We start from the raw sequence: 18,270 nt of genomic DNA, 5'->3' as shown, positions 1-18,270 counted from the left end.
CTATGATCAGGACCATAATCATTGATGATGAGCCATTGGCGGGACAGCTTGTAGAGGAGTACTTGGAGGCTTTTTCCGATTTTGAAGTGGTGGCGGTTTGTCACGACGGTTTTGAGGGGCTAAAGGCCATCCAGCGGTATGAGCCCGATCTCATATTCTTGGATGTGCAAATGCCCAGGATAAATGGTTTTGAGATGCTGGAACTTATAGAGTGTCCCCCTGCGGTGATTTTTACTACCGCATTTGATGAATATGCAGTAAAGGCGTTCGATAGTCATGCTATAGATTATTTGCTGAAACCTTTTTCCCAATCCCGCTTTGATGAATCGATCAAGAAATTTTCACTGCGGGAAAATGGAGATATGGTACAGAAATTATTGGCGTCTAAGGAGGTGGTGGCCAAAGAAGACTTTGCAAGCAGAATAGTGCTTAAGGAAAAAGGGGAGATCAAAGTGGTCCAGGTAAAAGACGTGGAATACCTAGAGGCCAATGATGATTTCGTCAATGTCCATAGCAAAGGAAAAAAATATATGAAGAACAGGACTTTGAAGTTTTTTGAGTCAGTGCTCGATCCGCAGGATTTTGTCCGGGTGCATCGATCTTATATCGTCAAGATCTCAGAGATTACCAGTGTGGAGCCTTACGAGAAAGAAGGAAACGTACTTCGTCTTAGGAAGGGCGGGGCGATCCCTGTGAGCCGTAGTGGTATGGGTAAGCTGAAGAGCGTCCTAGGGGTATAAAAAGGAAAAGCCCTGTTAAGGGCTTTTTTTAATATTCATCTTCATTGAAGAAGAAGTCATCTTTTGTTGGATAATCCGGCCAGATTTCTTCGATGTTTTCATACGGTTCACCATCATCTTCAAGTTCCTGTAGGTTTTCCACTACTTCTAGAGGAGTACCTGTCCGAATAGCATAATCGATCAATTCATCTTTAGTAGCTGGCCATGGTGCATCTTCCAAGTAAGATGCTAATTCTAACGTCCAATACATAGTGTCTACATTTTAAGTGTTTCCGTTGTACACGGGGAAGCAAAAATATAAAATCTTTTATTTTTTTTAAGCCTAACTTATTATTTGTTTGAAAGTTCCTTAATGATGTGATTTTTTACATCAAGCTTCCGTTTGTACGCACTGATTTTTCTATACAACATGGTTTCGAAATCAGGTTCATGTGATCTGAAGTTCTCTGAGTTTTCTTTGACTGTTTCCAGTTCTTTTTCGTCTCTGGAGACCAGGTCTTTCATGATGCTGATTTTGACTTTTCTTTGTTCTTGCTCATCCATGTCATAGTAGTTATCATATTTGGATCTTGCAAGTTTATGCAAAAAAGATTTTTCAAATACAATATCAGTAAAGAAGACGAACAATCTTGAATATTGTTGTGCTTCCCTAGGTTTTTTAGGAGGCAAGGACTTCCATTCAGCTTGTAGTCTTTTTGCTTTGGAAATTTTCTCAGGTGTAGTGTCCCCTAGCGAGAGGTCCCTCATGGACTCCGCGAGTTTTTCTATTTTTTTGACCACTTCATATGGTCGCAAACGAGGAGGATGGCTGCTATAGCCACCGCCCTGACGTGGCCGGTTTTGCATGGTACGTTTGAAACGACCAAAGATCTTGTTGTTGAGTCTTGAAAACTCGTCCCAGAGCGGCTGTCTTTTTTCTGCGGGTACTTTTCCAGATTCCTTCCACTGCTTTTGGATTCGCTTACTGATCTCGAAGGCTTGCTTTACATCCTGCATGTTAAATGCTTCTCTGGCCTGTTCCACGAGGGATTCATACACTTTGATGTTTTCTTCTGCCTGAAGGGCAAGGCCGTCAAAATAATTTTTGCGATTTTCAAAAAAAGTGTCCGTGGTTTCCTTGAAAGCTGCTTCAATCTCATCCTTTAGATCAGGCGATACAGGCCCTGTTTTGATCCATCGAAGCTTTAGGTCCCTGAATTTTTCAGATGTCTCCTTCCAGTCGGTATCATTCATGATCTCACGGGCTTCCTCGATTAGGCCCCGCTTGATTTCCAAGTTACGTTCACGATTGGCTTGGATGATCTCATTTAGGTATCCTTCCTGTTCGTTTAGTTCATCGATCAAGGGTACAAAATCCCCAAGGGCATCGTACTGCATCAATGATTCCCTCAAATGAATAAGCTTCATTAGAAAGGAACCCTTGTTCTGATTTTCTTCGATGTCTTTCTTCAGGTCAGCGACTTTCTTCTTCGCTAGTTCAAACCGATCTTCAAAGTACTTGATAGTGGAGGCTTCGCTTTCCTTGACCTCTCCAATCACTCTGTCCTCCTGATTCAAAAAACCTTTTAAATAAACTTTGTCGTCTTTAATGTATCCGTATGGATGCTCCATCTCGATTTAATAGGTTGGTGGTAAGTTGGCTAATGCTTGTTTTGTGCAAATTAATTAATTAAGATGCATTTATCCTAAAGAAGGCGATTATTTGCCATATTTGTTACAACATAAATATAACCATAAGGTAAAATAAATAAATATGAGTGACGAGAAAATTATATTTTCAATGGCCGGGGTGTCAAAAATCTACCCTCCCCAAAAGAAGGTGTTGAAAGATATTTACCTGTCTTTTTTTTATGGGGCTAAAATTGGTGTTTTGGGCCTGAATGGGTCTGGAAAGAGTTCTTTGCTTAAAATTATAGCCGGGGTGGACACGGAGTACCAGGGAGAAGTCGCTTGGTCTGCTGGGTATTCCGTAGGGATGCTGGAGCAAGAGCCTGATTTGGATCCTGAAAAAACCGTCAAAGAAGTGGTGGAAGAGGCCGTGTCAGATACGGTCGCCCTGCTCAAAGAGTTTGAGGAAATCAACGAAAAATTCATGGATCCTGCCGTCATGGAGGATCCTGATGCCATGAATAAGCTGATCGAAAAACAGGGAGAAGTCCAGGAAAAACTGGATGCGGCCAATGCCTGGGAGCTTGATGTGGTACTTGACAAGGCCATGGATGCGCTAAGGCTTCCACCGAGTGATGCCCTAATCGGCAATCTTTCTGGTGGAGAGAAACGGAGGGTGGCACTTTGCCGATTATTGCTGCAGGAACCGGATGTACTCCTCCTGGATGAACCTACCAACCACTTGGATGCGGAGTCAGTGCACTGGTTAGAACAGCACTTAAAGCAGTATAAGGGTACTGTGATTGCCGTTACCCACGACCGTTATTTCTTGGATAATGTCGCCGGTTGGATCCTCGAGCTGGACAGGGGAGAGGGGATCCCATGGAAAGGCAACTACAGTAGCTGGTTGGATCAAAAACAAAAACGACTGGCACAAGAAGAGAAATCTGAATCCAAACGCCAGAAGACACTTGAAAGGGAGCTGGAATGGATCAAGATGACTCCCAAGGCCAAGCAAGCCAAAGGGAAAGCCCGTCTGAATGCTTATGAAAAATTGGTGGGAGAGGATGCCAAGGAGCATGAATCCAAGCTGGAGCTGTACATCCCGCCTGGGCCGAGATTGGGGTCGAAGGTGATCGAGGTGAACGGTGTTTCGAAGTCCTACGGGGACAAGTTGCTTTTTGAAGATTTGACATTTGCTCTTCCCCAAGGGGGAATTGTAGGTATCATCGGGCCAAACGGTGCCGGTAAATCGACCTTGTTCAAGCTGATTACTGGAAATGAACAACCCGATGCCGGTAGCTTTGAGGTAGGGGAAACTGTCCAATTGGCATATGTGGATCAAGAGCATGACCTGTTGGATGCCAATAAAAGTGTTTACCAAACGATCTCTGAGGGAAACGAAAATATCAAGCTGGGCAATAAAGAAATGAACGCCAGGGCTTATGTCAGTAAGTTTAATTTCTCCGGATCGGATCAGGAGAAAAAAGTAGGCATACTTTCCGGAGGGGAAAGAAACCGGGTTCATTTGGCTCTGACCCTAAAGGAAAATGGTAATTTGCTCCTGCTCGATGAGCCTACCAATGACTTGGATGTCAATACACTGAGGTCACTGGAGGAAGCGTTGGAAAACTTTGGTGGCTGCGCGGTGGTGATTTCCCACGACCGGTGGTTCTTGGATAGGATTTGTACTCACATTCTGGCATTCGAAGGGGATTCTCAAGTGTATTGGTTTGAAGGGAATTTTACAGATTATGAGGAGAACAAAAGAAAACGACTGGGCGATGTGGATCCCAAGAGAATTAAATACAAGAAGCTAAAATGATCAAGCCCAGGTAAAGTTTGTGAAAGGGTGTGTGTGCCAAATTTTATTGCCGCTACGAGGAGGTCGGGGAATTAATTTTCCCTACCTTTGGCGGAAATTTTAAAATGCATTATTGATTGGGAGTGTTATGATCAGACAGATTTTGCTGGCCCCAGGGGCCGATGAACTGAACTACGAAATCAGGGGAATCGTAAAAAAAGCAAAGATTATAGAAGGTTTGGGATTTGAGATCACTTGGGAAAATATCGGTGATCCCATCCAGAAGAGCAATACTATTCCGGCATGGATGAAGGATATCGTAAAGGATCTAGTCAGTGATGACAAGACCTATGGTTATTCAGACTCCAAAGGGATGTTGAATACTCGGCAGTACCTTGCAGGGCTGAACAATAAGCGTAGCGGAGTTCAGATTTCCGCGGATGATATTTTGTTTTTTAATGGTCTCGGAGACGCCATTGCCAAGTTGTACCAGTTTCTGATCCCTACTGCCAGGATCATAGGGCCTTCTCCAGCTTACTCTACCCATAGCTCTGCTGAAGCTGCACATGCCAATACCTTTCCCATAACCTACAGGTTGGATCCCGACAAAAGTTGGTATCCTGATATGGACGATTTGTACAATAAAGTAAAATACAATCCCAATATCGTAGGCCTTTTGATCATTAATCCTGACAATCCCACTGGTATGGTCTATCCAAGAGAGGTGCTGGAGCGCTTTGTGGCCATTGCCCGTGAGTTTAACCTTTTGCTGATTGCCGATGAAATTTACCAAAATATTACTTATAATGGCCATGAGGCCATTACCCTGTCCGAGGTAATCGGGGACCTGCCAGGAATATCCCTCAAGGGGATTTCAAAGGAATTTCCTTGGCCAGGGTCGCGGTGTGGCTGGATGGAATTCTATAATAAGAATGCCTCAGAGGAGTTTAATAAGCTCTGCACTACATTGGAAAATGCCAAAATGATAGAGGTGTGCTCTACCATGCTGCCCCAGCTGGCGATTCCCAAGATCATGAGCCATCCCGAATACCTGCCTTACCGCAAAAATGCCAATGACCGAATTGGCAAAAGGAGCCAGATCATGGAAGAGGTGCTCTCAGGTGTCCCAGGGATCAAATTCAATAAGACCAAGGGGGCGTTTTATAACACCATCGTCTTTGATGAATCCATGCTCAATGAGCGACAGTACCTTCCTGTGGAGGATGTACGTGTAAAGGGATATTTGGCACAATGGCTCAATGAGGATGATATGCCACATGATAAACGATTTGTATATAACCTTCTGGCGTCTGAAGGAATCTGCGTGGTGCCTGTAAGTTCATTTTGTTCTAGCCTTAGGGGTTTTCGGGTGACGTTATTGGAAGAAGACGAAGATAAGTTTAGGGATACATTTACCCGGATCGCCAATAGCATCCGTTTTTACCTGAACTCTGCTTAAGAGCTGTGATAATGAACCTCAAAATTAGCTGCTAATGGCAATAATAAGGTACAGGCATGGGCCAATGAAGCAGAGCTTGTGCCTTATTTTGTGAAAAGCCTAAAATTCATGGTTGCGGGCTTTGACCTTGTTCTCCTGAGAAGATTTTTGCCATGTTGCTTCAGGGATTTTTTGGTTTAGTAGCGGTGTCAGGTCAGGCTGTCCAGCGTCCACCCATGCAGTGTACCAAAAGTCGGCTATCATTTTGATAGAACGTTTCATTTGTCTTTCTACTTGGCCATCCAGCATCTGGTCATAAGCAATGGTAAAGGGTTTGGAATACACCTTGGTGTTTATGGTTCCACGTTCCTCAAAACTATATTTTTTGTCATCACTGAATTTTTTGCTCAGTTTTTTTTCGAAATGCAATACGCTGTCCATCGCTTCATGGGCTTGGATGACGGCCTCCCAAGCAGCAAGCTGTGTGTTTTGGATGTATTCTGCTCTTCCGATAAAAAGGTCGAAGTCGGCCGAAAGCAGCTCAGGTATCCTGCTTTCCCAAAATCCGTGGATGCCTTCTTGTCCGGTAAGCTGTCCATTGTAATTTACGGTGGTGTGTAGTGGGACATTGATGTCACCAATATAGTGACCCAAATCAGCGGATAGCCTGAGGATTGCTTTGGCATTCTTGTCTTTGAAGGCTTTGGTGAGACGGCTTTGTACAAATTGGACGTTCCATGGCGCAATACCGTATTTTCTTAAACTGTCTTCACCGTATTGCTCCACTGCTTCGTCCCAGTATCGCGGCAAAGTATAGACGGCACTGTCTCCATAAACGTCTGCATCGACATAGTGCTTTTCTGCCTCTCCTTTTACCGCATAGCGTCTTTTGTCTGGGTTGACGGCATTTTCAGTAATGTACACGATATTTTCCTTATAGAAGCCGATCATTTCGAGGGGGAGGGAAAAAACGGCAAGGCGATTGATCTTTTTGTGGGCGTAAAATCCCCAAAATCCAAAAGCCTGAAGTGCAAACAGTAGCAAAAAAACAAAAAGTATAATTCGTTTCATAAAGAAAAATAGTAAAAAATATGGAGAATTGAAAAACGAAAATGATTACATTTGCAGCTGAATAGGAAGGATTTGGGAGTAATATTCGGATTGTTTGAAAACTTTCTGATGTATAGTTGATTAATCCTTTTGTGATTATAAATAAAACAGTTAACTTTGCACTCCTATTAATGGATAGTGGCGAAATCAAAGAAATTTAAGTAAAAATAAGATATGGCAAATCACAAATCAGCTCTTAAGAGAATTCGTGCAAACGAAGCCAAGCGTTTGAGAAACAAATATCAAGCGAAGACTACGAGAACTTTCATTAAGAAATTGAGACATACTACTGACAAGGTGGAAGCTCAGGAGTTGTTCAAGAAAGTTTCTTCTATGATCGATAAGCTTGCTAAGAAAAACATTATCCATAAAAATAATGCAGCCAACAAAAAATCAAGTTTGGCAAAACTTGTTAATGCGCTAGGTTAATAGTGTGGATATAAGACTTTTATTAAAGCCTTGTCGCTAAGCGGCAAGGCTTTTTTGTTTCTAGGGCCGTGAATTTCTACATGTTTATGGATCAAGCAATATTTCTGGGGGGACGAATGTTGCCATGGTCTTATCAAAGAAAATTTCATACCGTTAAAACAATGGGCTTCCTCCATCCGCACGAATGGGTTTTAGCGGGAATTCATGGGGAATAGGAAAGAAATGCGGCTAAAACCGAAAACGTAGGATGGGCAATTTACCATATGCTTCACCCTTGGTTATAACTATATACCCCTCTGGGGCTAGCTTTTGAGTGTAATCTTACAATGTAAGTTCAACATGCGCTTGGTGCCTTTGGGACTTCTATGGCGTTTTTATGTATCGGTGGTTTTGCCATTAAGAAAACTGTCAGCTCCCAACTTTTACGCTTGATCCATGTTTATTCACTACCGCTAGTGGTGTTATAAACAACCGATTTTGAGACTATTTTGCCATTTTTTGGTAAGGGAGTATGGATAATGACAATACCTTTGGTCATCCGTGTTTTTTTTGAATAAATTAACTGGCCATTGACCAGAGATTTGTTTCACCAGATTTTTTAATGATGGAAATTTACCAGTCTATAAAAATATCTTCCTTGGCAGAAGAAGACCGGCCTAGGGAGAAGCTTCAGTTAAAAGGGAAGGCGGTATTGACCGATGCAGAACTTATCGCGATCTTGATAGGTTCGGGGACGGCGTCTGTAAGTGCAGTGGACCTGTCCAAACATATTTTGGCAAGTGTGGAAAATAACCTTGCGGCATTGGCGCGACTCTCTGTCAACGACCTGAAGAAGTTTAAAGGGATCGGCGAGGCAAAGGCCATTGCAATTGTGAGTGCTTTGGAGCTGGGCAGGCGACGGAAGCTGCTTGAAATTCCCAAAAAGCCAAAAATCACTTGCTCAAAGGACGTGTATGAACTGATGAGGCCCGAGCTTCTTGACGAATCAGTGGAGTATTTTTATGCGTTGCTCCTGGACCGGGCAAATGGCGTTATCCGGAAAGCGCTGATCAGTAAGGGGGGGACAAGTGGAACAGTCGTGGATCCCAAGCTGGTGTTTAAGGCGGCACTGGAACATGGGGCTTCGTCAGTTGTACTTGTGCATAACCATCCCTCCGGTACACGGAAGCCCTCGGAAGCGGATGAGAGACTGACCAAAAGACTGGTGGATTTGGGTGGAAAAATGGAGTTGCCCATTATAGATCATTTGATTTTCACAGATGTTGGTTATTTTAGCTTCGCAGATGAATCAATGATCTAAAAATAAATGAAGCAGCAGCAGGTTTTATTGGGAATAGTGGGAGTAGTCGTCTTGGCGGCAGTGGGTTATATGTTTTTTGGAGGACAAAATAGCGAAGACTACCGGCAGAAGATCTTGGACGAGCGGGAGCGGCAGTATAAATTTTTAAGGTATAACGATGAATCGCCCCTTACGGACAAACAAAAGCTGGCTTTTGATAGCTTGGTTTGTTTTCCGGTGGATGAAAAGTACAGCGTCCGTGCCCGAATGGTACCGCTTCAGCAAAAGCAACTCTTGGAAATCCCGATGACAGACGGGTCGATGGAGACCTATGTGAAGCACAGTTATGTGGATTTTGAATTGGAGGGCAAGTCGTGCAGGTTATTGCTTTTGCAGGCGGCTGATGAGCCAGACAAAAAGAATTTTTTCTTGCCGTTTGCCGACGAGACCAGTGGAGAACTCACCTATGGCGGGGGGAGATATTTAAATCTTCGGCAGGATGGAATGAACAGTATTACCATTGACTTTAACTTGGCATATAACCCTTATTGTGCTTATAATCCCGATTTTGCTTGCCCCATTCCTCCAAAAGAGAATATTTTGGATCTTCCAATCAAAGCAGGGGAGAAAAATTACTTGAAATAAGCTTTCTGCCATTGGCAATTATCTTAAATTTGCTCTTTAATTTAGAGAAATCATTCCGAATACATGAAAATTTCTGTCAATAGATTAAAAGACTATATACCATTTGAAGAAACCACGGAGAGGATTGCTGAGCTCCTTACCCAGTCTGGACTGGAAGTAGAAGGAGTGGAGCGCTTTGAATCCATTGCTGGTGGACTGCGTGGAGTGGTGATCGGAGAGGTACTTACCTGTGAAGCTCACCCAAATGCAGACCGACTGAAAAAAACTACCGTGGACGTGGGCCCGGAAGTGGTTCCGATCGTTTGTGGTGCACCAAATGTCGCCAAAGGACAAAAAGTAGTGGTCGCTACTGTAGGGGCAGCGCTGTCCACACCAGACGGGGATGTTTTTGTCATAAAAAAGGCGAAAATCCGTGGAGAAGTTTCGCAAGGTATGATCTGTGCCGAGGATGAACTTGGCCTTGGTCAGGATCATGATGGTATCATGGTGCTGGACACGGAGCTGCCAAACGGAACTCCTGCTGGTGAATATTTTAAAGTGACCACCACTGATGTAGTGGAAATAGGCTTGACCCCAAACCGAGCGGATGCCGCTTCCCATCTAGGGGTGGCCCGTGATCTAAAAGCCTTGTTGGCCCGAGACCTGGAGATGCCTGATGTCAGTGGGTTTAAGGTGGACAATACTTCAAGACCGGTAGAAGTGGTGGTGGAAGATGCCACCGATTGTCCGCGCTATGCGGGATTGACCATTTCCAATATCAAGGTGGGACCTTCGCCTGAGTGGCTTCAAAACTACTTAAAAGCCATTGGCCTTGAGCCTATCAATAATGTAGTGGATGCTACCAATTTCATTTTGCATGACTTAGGTCAGCCGTTGCATGCGTTTGATTTGGACAAGGTGAAGGGCGATAAAATAATAGTCAAAAAACTTCCCAAGGGTACTTCCTTTACCACATTGGATGAGAAAGAGCGCAAGCTGACGGGGGAAGAGTTGATGATCTGTGACGAAGATGGTGGATTGTGCATCGCTGGGGTGTTTGGCGGTCTTGGCTCTGGAGTCAGTGACGGAACTACCGCTATATTCCTTGAGAGTGCCTATTTCTCTCCTGATGTGATCAGAAGGGGTAGCCTGGTACATGGGCTGAAAACGGATGCCTCTTTCCGCTTTGAAAGAGGTACTGATCCCAATATGCCCGTTCTTGCGCTTAAGAAAGCCGCATTGCTCATCAAGGAAATTGCAGGAGGGGAGATCACTTCAGCAATAACCGATCTTTATCCATCGCCCATCGCGGATTTTGAGGTGAGCGTAAAGTATGCCCATATCGACCGTTTGATAGGAAAGCATATCCCAAAGGAGCACGTGCATAGCATCTTGAAAAGCCTTGATATTGACGTGACAAATCCTGATGAAAAAGGTTTTACGGCGATTGTAAAGCCTTATCGTGTGGATGTGACACGTGAAGCAGACATCATTGAAGAGATCCTGAGGATTTATGGTTTCGAAAATGTCCTGCTTTCGGATACCTATCAATCCAGCTTCTTGGCCGAACATCCGGCCAAGGATACCAATAAATTGCAATACAGGGTTTCTGAATTGCTGACCGGGATGGGGTATTTTGAGATAATGACCAATTCACTGACCAAGCCAGGTTATTCAGAGAAATCGGGTTTTCTTAATACAGCGGAGAATGTAGAGATCTACAATAAGCTAAGTGAGGACCTTGGTGTCATGAGACAGAGTTTGCTGTTCACCGGACTGGAGGTATTGGCACATAATATCAACCGTCGGCAGACAGATCTGAAATTCTTCGAATTCGGCACGGCCTACTTTAAGGAGCAAGAGGGATACCGTGAAGAAAAACACCTGTCCATGTTTCTGACGGGCAAAAAAGCTGCGGAAAGTTGGCTTGAGCCTTCCAAGGAAGTGGCTTTCCCGGATCTTTATACGGTGGTGGAGCGGCTATTGGATAAGCTGAATGTTCGTGTGCCAGCGGTGGAAATCATCCATGATGCACCTTTTGATTATGCCCTTAAGCTTAAAATTGGCGAAAAGGAAATTGGCAAAGTGGGGTTATTGTCATCGGAAATCACCAAATTGGCTGATGTAAAGCAAGAAGTGCTTTTTGCAGAATTGCGTTGGGATTATTTGTTGAAGAAAGCAAGTGGCCTGAAGCAATATGCGGAGATCTCTAAGTTTCCGGAAGTCCGTAGGGATTTATCATTGGTAATTGATAAGTCTGTGTCATTTGATGCGGTAAGAAAAGTGGCTGAGAAAGCAGGAGGAAAGCTTTTGAAGCACATAGGGGTGTTTGATGTTTATCAGGGAGATAAAATTGAGGCAGGTAAAAAAGCCTATGCGCTGAGTTTTTATCTTCAGGATAATACCAAGACACTCACCGATAAGATCATTGATCAGTCCATGGGCCGATTGATGAAGTCTTTTGAAAAGGAAATTGGGGCGTTGATTAGAAAATGATAAGATGATTCACGAAGAACTCCAACAGCTGCAGCAACTTACCAACAAGGTGACCAAGAAGCTTGAACAGCTAGAGCTGGACAAGCAATCACTGGAAGCACAAGTGGATCACTTGCAACAGAAATTGCAGGAAAAGGAGACTTCATTGGACCATTTTAAAAATCAAATTAAAATTAGTAAAATTGTAAACAACATACCGGTAGAAAACATAGCGTCTGCTGAATTGCGAAATAGAATAGATAATTATATAAAAGAGATCGATAAGATCATTACCCACCTGTCTGAATAGTTATGGATACGCTTTCGATAAGAATAAAAATAGGAGATAGGGAATACCCTATGAAGGTGAAGGCGGAAGATGAAGCGAAAATCAGACGTGCAGGTAAATTGATTAATGATAAATTAAAAAGATATAGAGAAGAGTTTGGTTTAGATGACAGGCAAGACCTCTTGGCGATGGTGGCCTTTGACTGCATGGTAGAGGCCATGGAAGTCAATGAGGTGAATACAGAGGACAGTGAACAGATCACGGCCGCACTATCAAGTATCAACAACCAACTGAAATCCGTATTGTAATTATTTTATTCTTCGTACTCCGGACAAGGTTTTTCAGCTACCGGTAGGTCTTTTATTAACCTAAAATACCTATGGTAATATACACAATAATTGCCGGCATAGTCGGCCTGGCATTAGGGGCAGTAGTGGTTGGTTTTTTTCTCAAAAAGAACAACCAGAAAGTAGAACAAGATGCGCAAGAGAAAGCGAAAAGTATTCTCAGGGAAGCTGAGCTGAACGCAGAATCCCTCAAAAAGGATCGAATGCTGGAAGCCAAGGAGAAATACCTTAAGCTCAAAGCAGATTTTGAGGAGGAAGTGAATAAGAAGAAGAACATTCTTATCACCAATGAAGGTAAGCTCAAGCAGCGCGAGCAGATCCTCTCCAAGGAGATGGAACAGATCAAGCGGAAAGAAGCTGAGCTTGATAGCAAAAAAGAAAATCTCAGTGCCCAGCTACATGCTGTACAGGTCAAGAAGGATGAACTGGATAGGGTAACTAACCAGCGCATCGCTGACTTAGAAAAAGTGGCACTATTGACCAAGGAAGAGGCGCGTGATCAGTTGGTGGTGATGCTAAAAGATGAAGCGCATACCAAGGCTTCCTCGCATATCAAGGATATCCTCGACCAAGCGAAACTTTCCGCTACCAAGCAGGCCAAGAAAATTGTTCTGGACACGATCCAGCGGACAGCGACTGAGCATGCCGTCGAAAACTGTGTGTCTGTCTTTAATATCGAAAGTGACGATATCAAAGGAAAAATCATTGGTAGAGAGGGACGGAATATCCGGGCACTGGAATCGGCCACTGGCGTGGAAATCGTAGTCGATGACACACCCGAGGCCATCATTATTTCTGGTTTTGATCCGGTGAGAAGAGAGATTGCGCGGTTGTCACTGCATAGGCTTGTTCAGGATGGAAGGATCCACCCTGCCCGTATCGAGGAAGTCGTAGCGAAGACCGAAAAGAATATCGAGGAAGAGATTGTGGAGATCGGTGAACGGACTTGTATCGATCTTGGTGTGCATGGCCTTCATCCGGAATTGATCAGGATGGTCGGTAGGATGCGTTTCCGCTCTTCATATGGACAGAATCTACTGCAGCACTCCAGGGAAGTGGCCAAACTATGTGCTACTATGGCTGCAGAGATGGGGCTCAATGCCAAACTTGCCAAAAGAGCAGGGTTGCTTCACGATATTGGGAAGGTATATCCAGAAGAGGCCGAGCTTCCTCACGCCATCTTGGGCATGGAGCTTGCTAAAAAATACAAGGAAAATCCAGAAGTATGTAATGCCATTGGTGCTCACCACGATGAGATCGAGATGACTTCCATGATCTCTCCTATTGTGCAGGCTTCCGATGCTATTTCCGGTTCTCGGCCAGGTGCCAGAAGGGAAATTATGGACAGCTATATCAAGCGCTTGAAAGACTTGGAAGATTTGGCATTGAGTTTTGATGGGGTGAACAAGTGTTTTGCGATGCAAGCAGGGCGTGAGTTGAGGGTGTTAGTGGATGCTGAAAATGTAGATGATACTACAGCAGGAAAGCTTTCCTTTGACATCTCCCAAAAGATCGAAAAGGAAATGCAGTATCCTGGGCAAATAAAAGTAACGGTGATCAGAGAAATGCGAGCTGTCAACTACGCTAAGTGATAGCTTGAAAACCTGATTCGGTGCGAAAGTATTTGAATCCGCGATTTGTATAAAGTTTACCCTATTTTTGGAAGACTTTATATGGATCGCGGTTTTTTATTTTGGTAGGGAGGATTTGGAGCAACTGATTTATAATTGTAGATAATTTGCTTATTTTTGGATACAAATTGTTTTTCCGCTGTTTTAGGTAAATCAAATTGAATTATATTAATAAAATATATTTTTTTATTTAAAAAGTAAAATATACTGTTTTTAGAGTATTGTTTTATACTTCAACTTGTTTTAATATTACAATTTATAAGGTTGTGATATGGCCGAACAAAATATTTTACTATCAAAATCAATCAAATTATTATGAAGAAACTATCTACTTTACTGACATTATTTATTTTGACCTCCTCTATTGTCATGGCTTTTGACAAGAAAGTCAAAATATCCGCATCTGAACCGGATGCCAATATTTATGTGGATGGTCAGTTAGCTGGAACAGGAAGTGTAGAGCTGAAAATCGAAAAACGTACATGTATTAACGTGCGTGTGGAGAAAGTAGGGTTTGTGGTGGAAGAGCGTACATTTTGTGACCAAAAAAACCAACCAAAGCCGAATAAGAGCGAGTACATAAAGCTGGCAGTGGACGAAGCCTACACGGCTTCATCGAGCTCGGATATTGCCAATGTAGATATCAGCCTTAAGCCTTCAAAGGATGAGTTGGAGGCTTGGCAATTGGTGTCAAGGATCGTGACCTCATATTTTGACGTGATCGAAACCACAGACCGAGAGACGGGGTACCTGAGGACAGCTTGGGTAGCACAAAACTTTAACGGTTCGGTAGTGAGGACTCGTTGTATTGTGAAGTTGGGAAACACCAGTCCATTGGAGTATAAGGTGAAGCTGGTCAGTGAATACACCAATCATCCAGGTACTTCGGTAAAAACCGACGAAGCATTCAGGGAGTGGGACCGTATATTGCGAAAGTATGAAGGGTTTATTCCTGAGATGCAATCTCGCGTGGGGCGTTAATGATGATGAAACGAAAAAAAAACCATCCGCATTTGCGGATGGTTTTTTTTCGTTTAGGGGAATGAGAGAAGGGATTACATGTTGTCCAGTTCTCCGCTTTCTGCTTTTTCCACCAGTTCTTCATTGGCAGTAATGGCTACTTCTACTCGTCTGTTTTCGGCTCTTCCTGCATCGGTATCGTTAGAGGCAACCGGTAGGGATTCTCCGTGCCCGACGGTGGTAAGCCTAGAGCTGTCTATTCCTTGCATTTTAAGGTAGTTGGCTACGGATCCGGCCCGTTGTTCAGAGAGCTTTTGGTTGTATTGTTCACTTCCTTTGCTGTCCGTGTGTCCATCGATCATGATATTGGTGTCCGGGTACTCGTTGAGGATACGGGCCATTTCCATGACGTTTTCTTGGGCTTGCGGGGTAAGTTCATAAGAATCAAAACCAAATAGAATACCTGAGTCAAAAGTGACTTGGATGCCTTCTCCCACACGTTCTACTTCTGCATTTTCGATTTCTTCCATTTCTTTGGCTTGCTTGTCCATGTACTTGCCGATTGCTGCACCTGCGGCCCCACCTACAGCAGCTCCGATTACTGCGCCAGCAGCCGTATTGCCTTTTTGGTTTCCAATAAGTCCACCGAGTGCCCCTCCTGCACCAGCGCCAATGGCGGCTCCTTTTCCGGTTTTACTCCAGTCAGCACAACTAAACAATACTGTTGCACTCAATACGATTGCCAGTACTGATTTTAAAGTTTTCATTGTAAAAGTTTTTATAGTTGATTTAATTTTTCAAATCCCTCATGAATTTTTGAAATTGCATCAAACGATTCGTCGAGGTTATTAACCCCTTTGCCAAATTTGTGCCAAAACCCGTCGCCACAATCAATATATTGGCCGCGTTTTTTAGGTGTGCTATCACTGGCTACTTCATAGTCATAGTCTGGCAGGTAAATGTTAGAAAGCAGCTGTCGGCTATCATCCCAGTTCCATTCTTTGATTTGACCATTTTTTTCTACGATTACTTTTCGTACCGAAAATTTCACTGTTAGTGTATATTCATCCACAGTTTCTTTTGAAATGGATCTGTAGCGAACTGTGAGGGGAGCTTCCTTTTTGTTGACCTCATAGATTGCTTGGATAAACTCCTGGCCCAGCATATGCCATTCTTCTTGGTTGATGGGGATGCTTCTGGATATTTTTCCATGGATGTCTTTTGCAAAAACCTTTACACCTCCATTTTCATCAAGCTCGCGTTTGTTTGACCATTTGGTCTGTGCATAGAGAGACTTGAAAGGTTGTTCCCAGGCAGTGGGGACCTCGCCGAAAAAGTTATAGTCGTCTTCTGATGTAAACCCTTCTGCAAAAATATCCTCCTCCGTCAGTTCGTCCCTGTCAGTATAATGGATGGTAAACTGTGTATTGATAAAACCTCTTTCAAAACTTATTTTCAATTTGAATACATGGCTAAAAGGGGGCGGGATCATTCCCGAGTCAAAATCAACTTCGATTCGCTTTATATCGTCAGATTTGAGTAACATGTTATATTTTCTTTGGAATTACCTAATTGGGTGATAAAATAGTCACGCATTTCCATGCAAAATTATGGTTTTCTTGATATTAATTCATCTACATTTGTGGCTAAAAACAAAAGGGATGAAAAATGAAGCTATAGCGAATGCACTTTATGAGCAGGGGTGGTGCATAGTTGATGATTTTATTGGGGAGGATTTCAGAATGGCGTTATTGAAAGAGCAGCAGGAAATCCTTGACCATGGACAGTTTCGGCATGCAGGGATTGGCAAGGGGGATGACTTTAAAATCAAGCCTGAAATCCGTAGCGATAAGGTAAGTTGGATGGATCATCGTCTGCTTACACCACTTCAGTCCAAATATTGGGCCGCGATGGAGGAATTGCGCATGGCGATTAACCAGCGATGTTTTTTGGGGCTGAGGTCTTTTGAAGCGCATTTCGCGATGTATCCTCCCGGGTCATTTTACCTTCGGCATTTGGATCAGTTCCAAGATGTCAAGTACCGGGTAGTCACCGCCATTCTCTATTTGAATGAGGAATGGGATGAAGGAGACGGCGGTGCGGTGAGAATGTACTTCCCTGGTGAAAATGGCGAAGAGAGCAATACGGATATTTACCCCAAAGGAGGTCGCCTGGTGGTGTTTTTAAGTGGGGAAATTCCCCATGAGGTATTGCCGACCAGAAGAGAGCGGATCAGCATTACAGGATGGTTTAGGGATATTGAGTATTAGTGACCGTAGTGGTTTATGTCGAGCCAAGTGTAAAAATTGGGGGCAGACAGTTTTCTTTATGATGAAAGGATAGAAAAAAGAATTGTCACAATACCCAAAAGGCATCAGGTGAATGTTGTCACCTGGACTGAAAGGAACCTATCATTGTTTTATGCCTAGGTGGCATTATATTGTTGCGATAGATATAGAAATTGATCTCCTCCAAAAACATTGCTTGGTCCTTTATGATAGTAAGCACAGCATAGGTTTGGGTAAAAAAAAGGCGTCCATTTTGATGGACGCCTTTTCCTCGTAGGAGGAGGTTTATGCGTTTACATTCAACGCTTTTGCCATTACCTCACCGATTTCGGCAGGGGATTCGGCTACGTGAATGCCGTTTTCTTTCATGATTCTCATTTTCGCTTCTGCGGTATCATCGGCACCGCCAATGATGGCACCTGCGTGTCCCATTCTTCTGCCTGGAGGAGCTGTCTGTCCAGCAATAAAGCCTACAACAGGTTTCTTGTTTCCGTCAGCATTGATCCATCTGGCAGCTTCTGCTTCATAGTTACCGCCGATTTCACCGATCATTACGATGGCATCTGTTTCGCTGTCTTCCATTAAGAGCTGAACGGCGTCTTTGGTAGAGCTTCCAATGATAGGGTCGCCGCCGATACCGATGGCAGTAGAAACTCCCAATCCAGCTTTGGCGATTTGGTCAGCAGCTTCATAGGTAAGGGTTCCTGACTTAGAGACGATGCCTACACGGCCTTTTTTGAATACAAAACCCGGCATGATTCCTACTTTTGCCTCGCCTGGGGTGATGACACCTGGGCAGTTAGGGCCAATTAGGGTAGCACCTCTCTCCTTGATATATGGCTTGGCTATCATCATATCCTTGACAGGGATGCCTTCTGTAATAGCGATGATCACTTTAATGCCAGCATCAGCAGCTTCCATGATGGCGTCAGCGGCAAAAGCAGGTGGTACAAAAATAATGGAAGTGTCTGCTTCAGTGGTCTTTACAGCTTCTGATACGGAGTTGAATACAGGTTTTCCAAGATGAGTCGAGCCCCCTTTGCCTGGAGTGACTCCTCCAACGACATTGGTGCCATATTCAATCATCTGCTGCGCGTGGAATGAACCTTCAGACCCTGTGAAGCCCTGAACGATTACTTTAGAATTTTTATTTACTAAAACACTCATGATGCGATTTTTAAAGTTTGGATACAAAAATAAAAGATTAAGGGCTAGTACAAAAAGAAAAAAGAAACAATGTCAAATTTA

Annotated in this window: 18 protein-coding genes; 12 read left to right on the top strand and 6 right to left on the bottom strand. The window is 43.6% G+C overall.

Annotated elements, in window-relative coordinates; genetic code table 11:
* The first annotated feature begins 2 nt into the window (after positions 1-2).
* Positions 3-740 (top strand): LytR/AlgR family response regulator transcription factor, encoded by a 738-nt coding sequence (locus tag FDP09_RS00160; protein ID WP_137400738.1) that lies wholly within the window; start codon positions 3-5, stop codon positions 738-740.
* 28 nt (positions 741-768) lie between these two features.
* Here FDP09_RS00160 and FDP09_RS00155 read toward each other — a convergent pair whose 3' ends face one another.
* Both FDP09_RS00155 and FDP09_RS00150 read right to left on the bottom strand, forming a co-directional pair.
* Entirely contained in the window at positions 769-990 is a 222-nt protein-coding gene (locus tag FDP09_RS00155; RefSeq protein WP_015263907.1) for a DUF2795 domain-containing protein, read from the bottom strand.
* A gap of 80 nt (positions 991-1,070) precedes the next feature.
* Complete coding sequence (locus FDP09_RS00150) at positions 1,071-2,351, bottom strand: DUF349 domain-containing protein (protein ID WP_137400737.1); 1,281 nt, start codon at positions 2,349-2,351, stop codon at positions 1,071-1,073.
* A gap of 142 nt (positions 2,352-2,493) precedes the next feature.
* Here FDP09_RS00150 and ettA point away from each other — a divergent pair, with 142 nt between their 5' ends.
* Entirely contained in the window at positions 2,494-4,173 is a 1,680-nt protein-coding gene (gene ettA / locus FDP09_RS00145; RefSeq protein ID WP_137400736.1) for an energy-dependent translational throttle protein EttA, read from the top strand.
* A 130-nt stretch (positions 4,174-4,303) separates the two neighbouring features.
* Positions 4,304-5,611: a pyridoxal phosphate-dependent aminotransferase gene (locus FDP09_RS00140; RefSeq protein ID WP_137404900.1), complete on the top strand. Its 1,308-nt coding sequence runs from the start codon at positions 4,304-4,306 to the stop codon at positions 5,609-5,611.
* A gap of 99 nt (positions 5,612-5,710) precedes the next feature.
* Here FDP09_RS00140 and FDP09_RS00135 read toward each other — a convergent pair whose 3' ends face one another.
* Positions 5,711-6,661, bottom strand: coding sequence for a zinc dependent phospholipase C family protein (locus tag FDP09_RS00135; RefSeq protein WP_137400735.1), 951 nt, complete (start codon positions 6,659-6,661; stop codon positions 5,711-5,713).
* A gap of 213 nt (positions 6,662-6,874) precedes the next feature.
* On the opposite strand from FDP09_RS00135, the gene rpsT reads away from it, so the two are divergent.
* From rpsT to FDP09_RS00095, 8 genes are all read left to right on the top strand, one after another.
* Positions 6,875-7,129 carry a 30S ribosomal protein S20 gene (gene rpsT, locus FDP09_RS00130; RefSeq protein ID WP_137400734.1) on the top strand — a complete coding sequence of 85 codons (255 nt, stop codon included), beginning with the start codon at positions 6,875-6,877 and terminating at the stop codon, positions 7,127-7,129.
* 604 nt (positions 7,130-7,733) lie between these two features.
* Positions 7,734-8,429 carry a RadC family protein gene (gene radC, locus FDP09_RS00125; RefSeq protein WP_137404899.1) on the top strand — a complete coding sequence of 232 codons (696 nt, stop codon included), beginning with the start codon at positions 7,734-7,736 and terminating at the stop codon, positions 8,427-8,429.
* A gap of 6 nt (positions 8,430-8,435) precedes the next feature.
* Positions 8,436-9,053 (top strand): DUF1684 domain-containing protein, encoded by a 618-nt coding sequence (locus FDP09_RS00120; protein WP_137400733.1) that lies wholly within the window; start codon positions 8,436-8,438, stop codon positions 9,051-9,053.
* A 63-nt stretch (positions 9,054-9,116) separates the two neighbouring features.
* The gene (gene pheT / locus FDP09_RS00115) at positions 9,117-11,528 is read left to right on the top strand and encodes a phenylalanine--tRNA ligase subunit beta (RefSeq protein WP_137400732.1); all 2,412 of its coding nucleotides are present in this window, start codon (positions 9,117-9,119) and stop codon (positions 11,526-11,528) included.
* A 4-nt stretch (positions 11,529-11,532) separates the two neighbouring features.
* Positions 11,533-11,817, top strand: coding sequence for a hypothetical protein (locus tag FDP09_RS00110; RefSeq protein ID WP_137400731.1), 285 nt, complete (start codon positions 11,533-11,535; stop codon positions 11,815-11,817).
* Positions 11,818-11,819: 2 nt separating this feature from the next.
* The gene (locus FDP09_RS00105) at positions 11,820-12,104 is read left to right on the top strand and encodes a cell division protein ZapA (RefSeq protein ID WP_137400730.1); all 285 of its coding nucleotides are present in this window, start codon (positions 11,820-11,822) and stop codon (positions 12,102-12,104) included.
* 71 nt (positions 12,105-12,175) lie between these two features.
* Positions 12,176-13,735 carry a ribonuclease Y gene (gene rny, locus FDP09_RS00100; RefSeq protein ID WP_373289269.1) on the top strand — a complete coding sequence of 520 codons (1,560 nt, stop codon included), beginning with the start codon at positions 12,176-12,178 and terminating at the stop codon, positions 13,733-13,735.
* Between the two features lie 354 nt (positions 13,736-14,089).
* Complete coding sequence (locus FDP09_RS00095; protein WP_137400728.1) at positions 14,090-14,755, top strand: hypothetical protein; 666 nt, start codon at positions 14,090-14,092, stop codon at positions 14,753-14,755.
* 74 nt (positions 14,756-14,829) lie between these two features.
* On the opposite strand, the gene FDP09_RS00090 is transcribed toward FDP09_RS00095, so the two are convergent.
* Positions 14,830-15,501: an OmpA family protein gene (locus tag FDP09_RS00090; RefSeq protein ID WP_137400727.1), complete on the bottom strand. Its 672-nt coding sequence runs from the start codon at positions 15,499-15,501 to the stop codon at positions 14,830-14,832.
* 11 nt (positions 15,502-15,512) lie between these two features.
* Complete coding sequence (locus FDP09_RS00085) at positions 15,513-16,280, bottom strand: hypothetical protein (protein WP_137400726.1); 768 nt, start codon at positions 16,278-16,280, stop codon at positions 15,513-15,515.
* Between the two features lie 115 nt (positions 16,281-16,395).
* Here FDP09_RS00085 and FDP09_RS00080 point away from each other — a divergent pair, with 115 nt between their 5' ends.
* On the top strand, positions 16,396-17,004 hold the full coding sequence (locus tag FDP09_RS00080; RefSeq protein WP_137400725.1) for a 2OG-Fe(II) oxygenase: 609 nt from the start codon (positions 16,396-16,398) through the stop codon (positions 17,002-17,004).
* Positions 17,005-17,307: 303 nt separating this feature from the next.
* Here the strand turns inward: FDP09_RS00080 and sucD are convergent, their stop codons facing one another.
* Positions 17,308-18,189 (bottom strand): succinate--CoA ligase subunit alpha, encoded by an 882-nt coding sequence (sucD, locus tag FDP09_RS00075; RefSeq protein ID WP_137400724.1) that lies wholly within the window; start codon positions 18,187-18,189, stop codon positions 17,308-17,310.
* Positions 18,190-18,270: the final 81 nt, after the last annotated feature.

This window comes from Echinicola rosea (genome assembly GCF_005281475.1).
In the GTDB taxonomy this organism is placed as follows: domain Bacteria; phylum Bacteroidota; class Bacteroidia; order Cytophagales; family Cyclobacteriaceae; genus Echinicola; species Echinicola rosea.
This window is presented reverse-complemented; position numbering and strand designations above follow the sequence as displayed.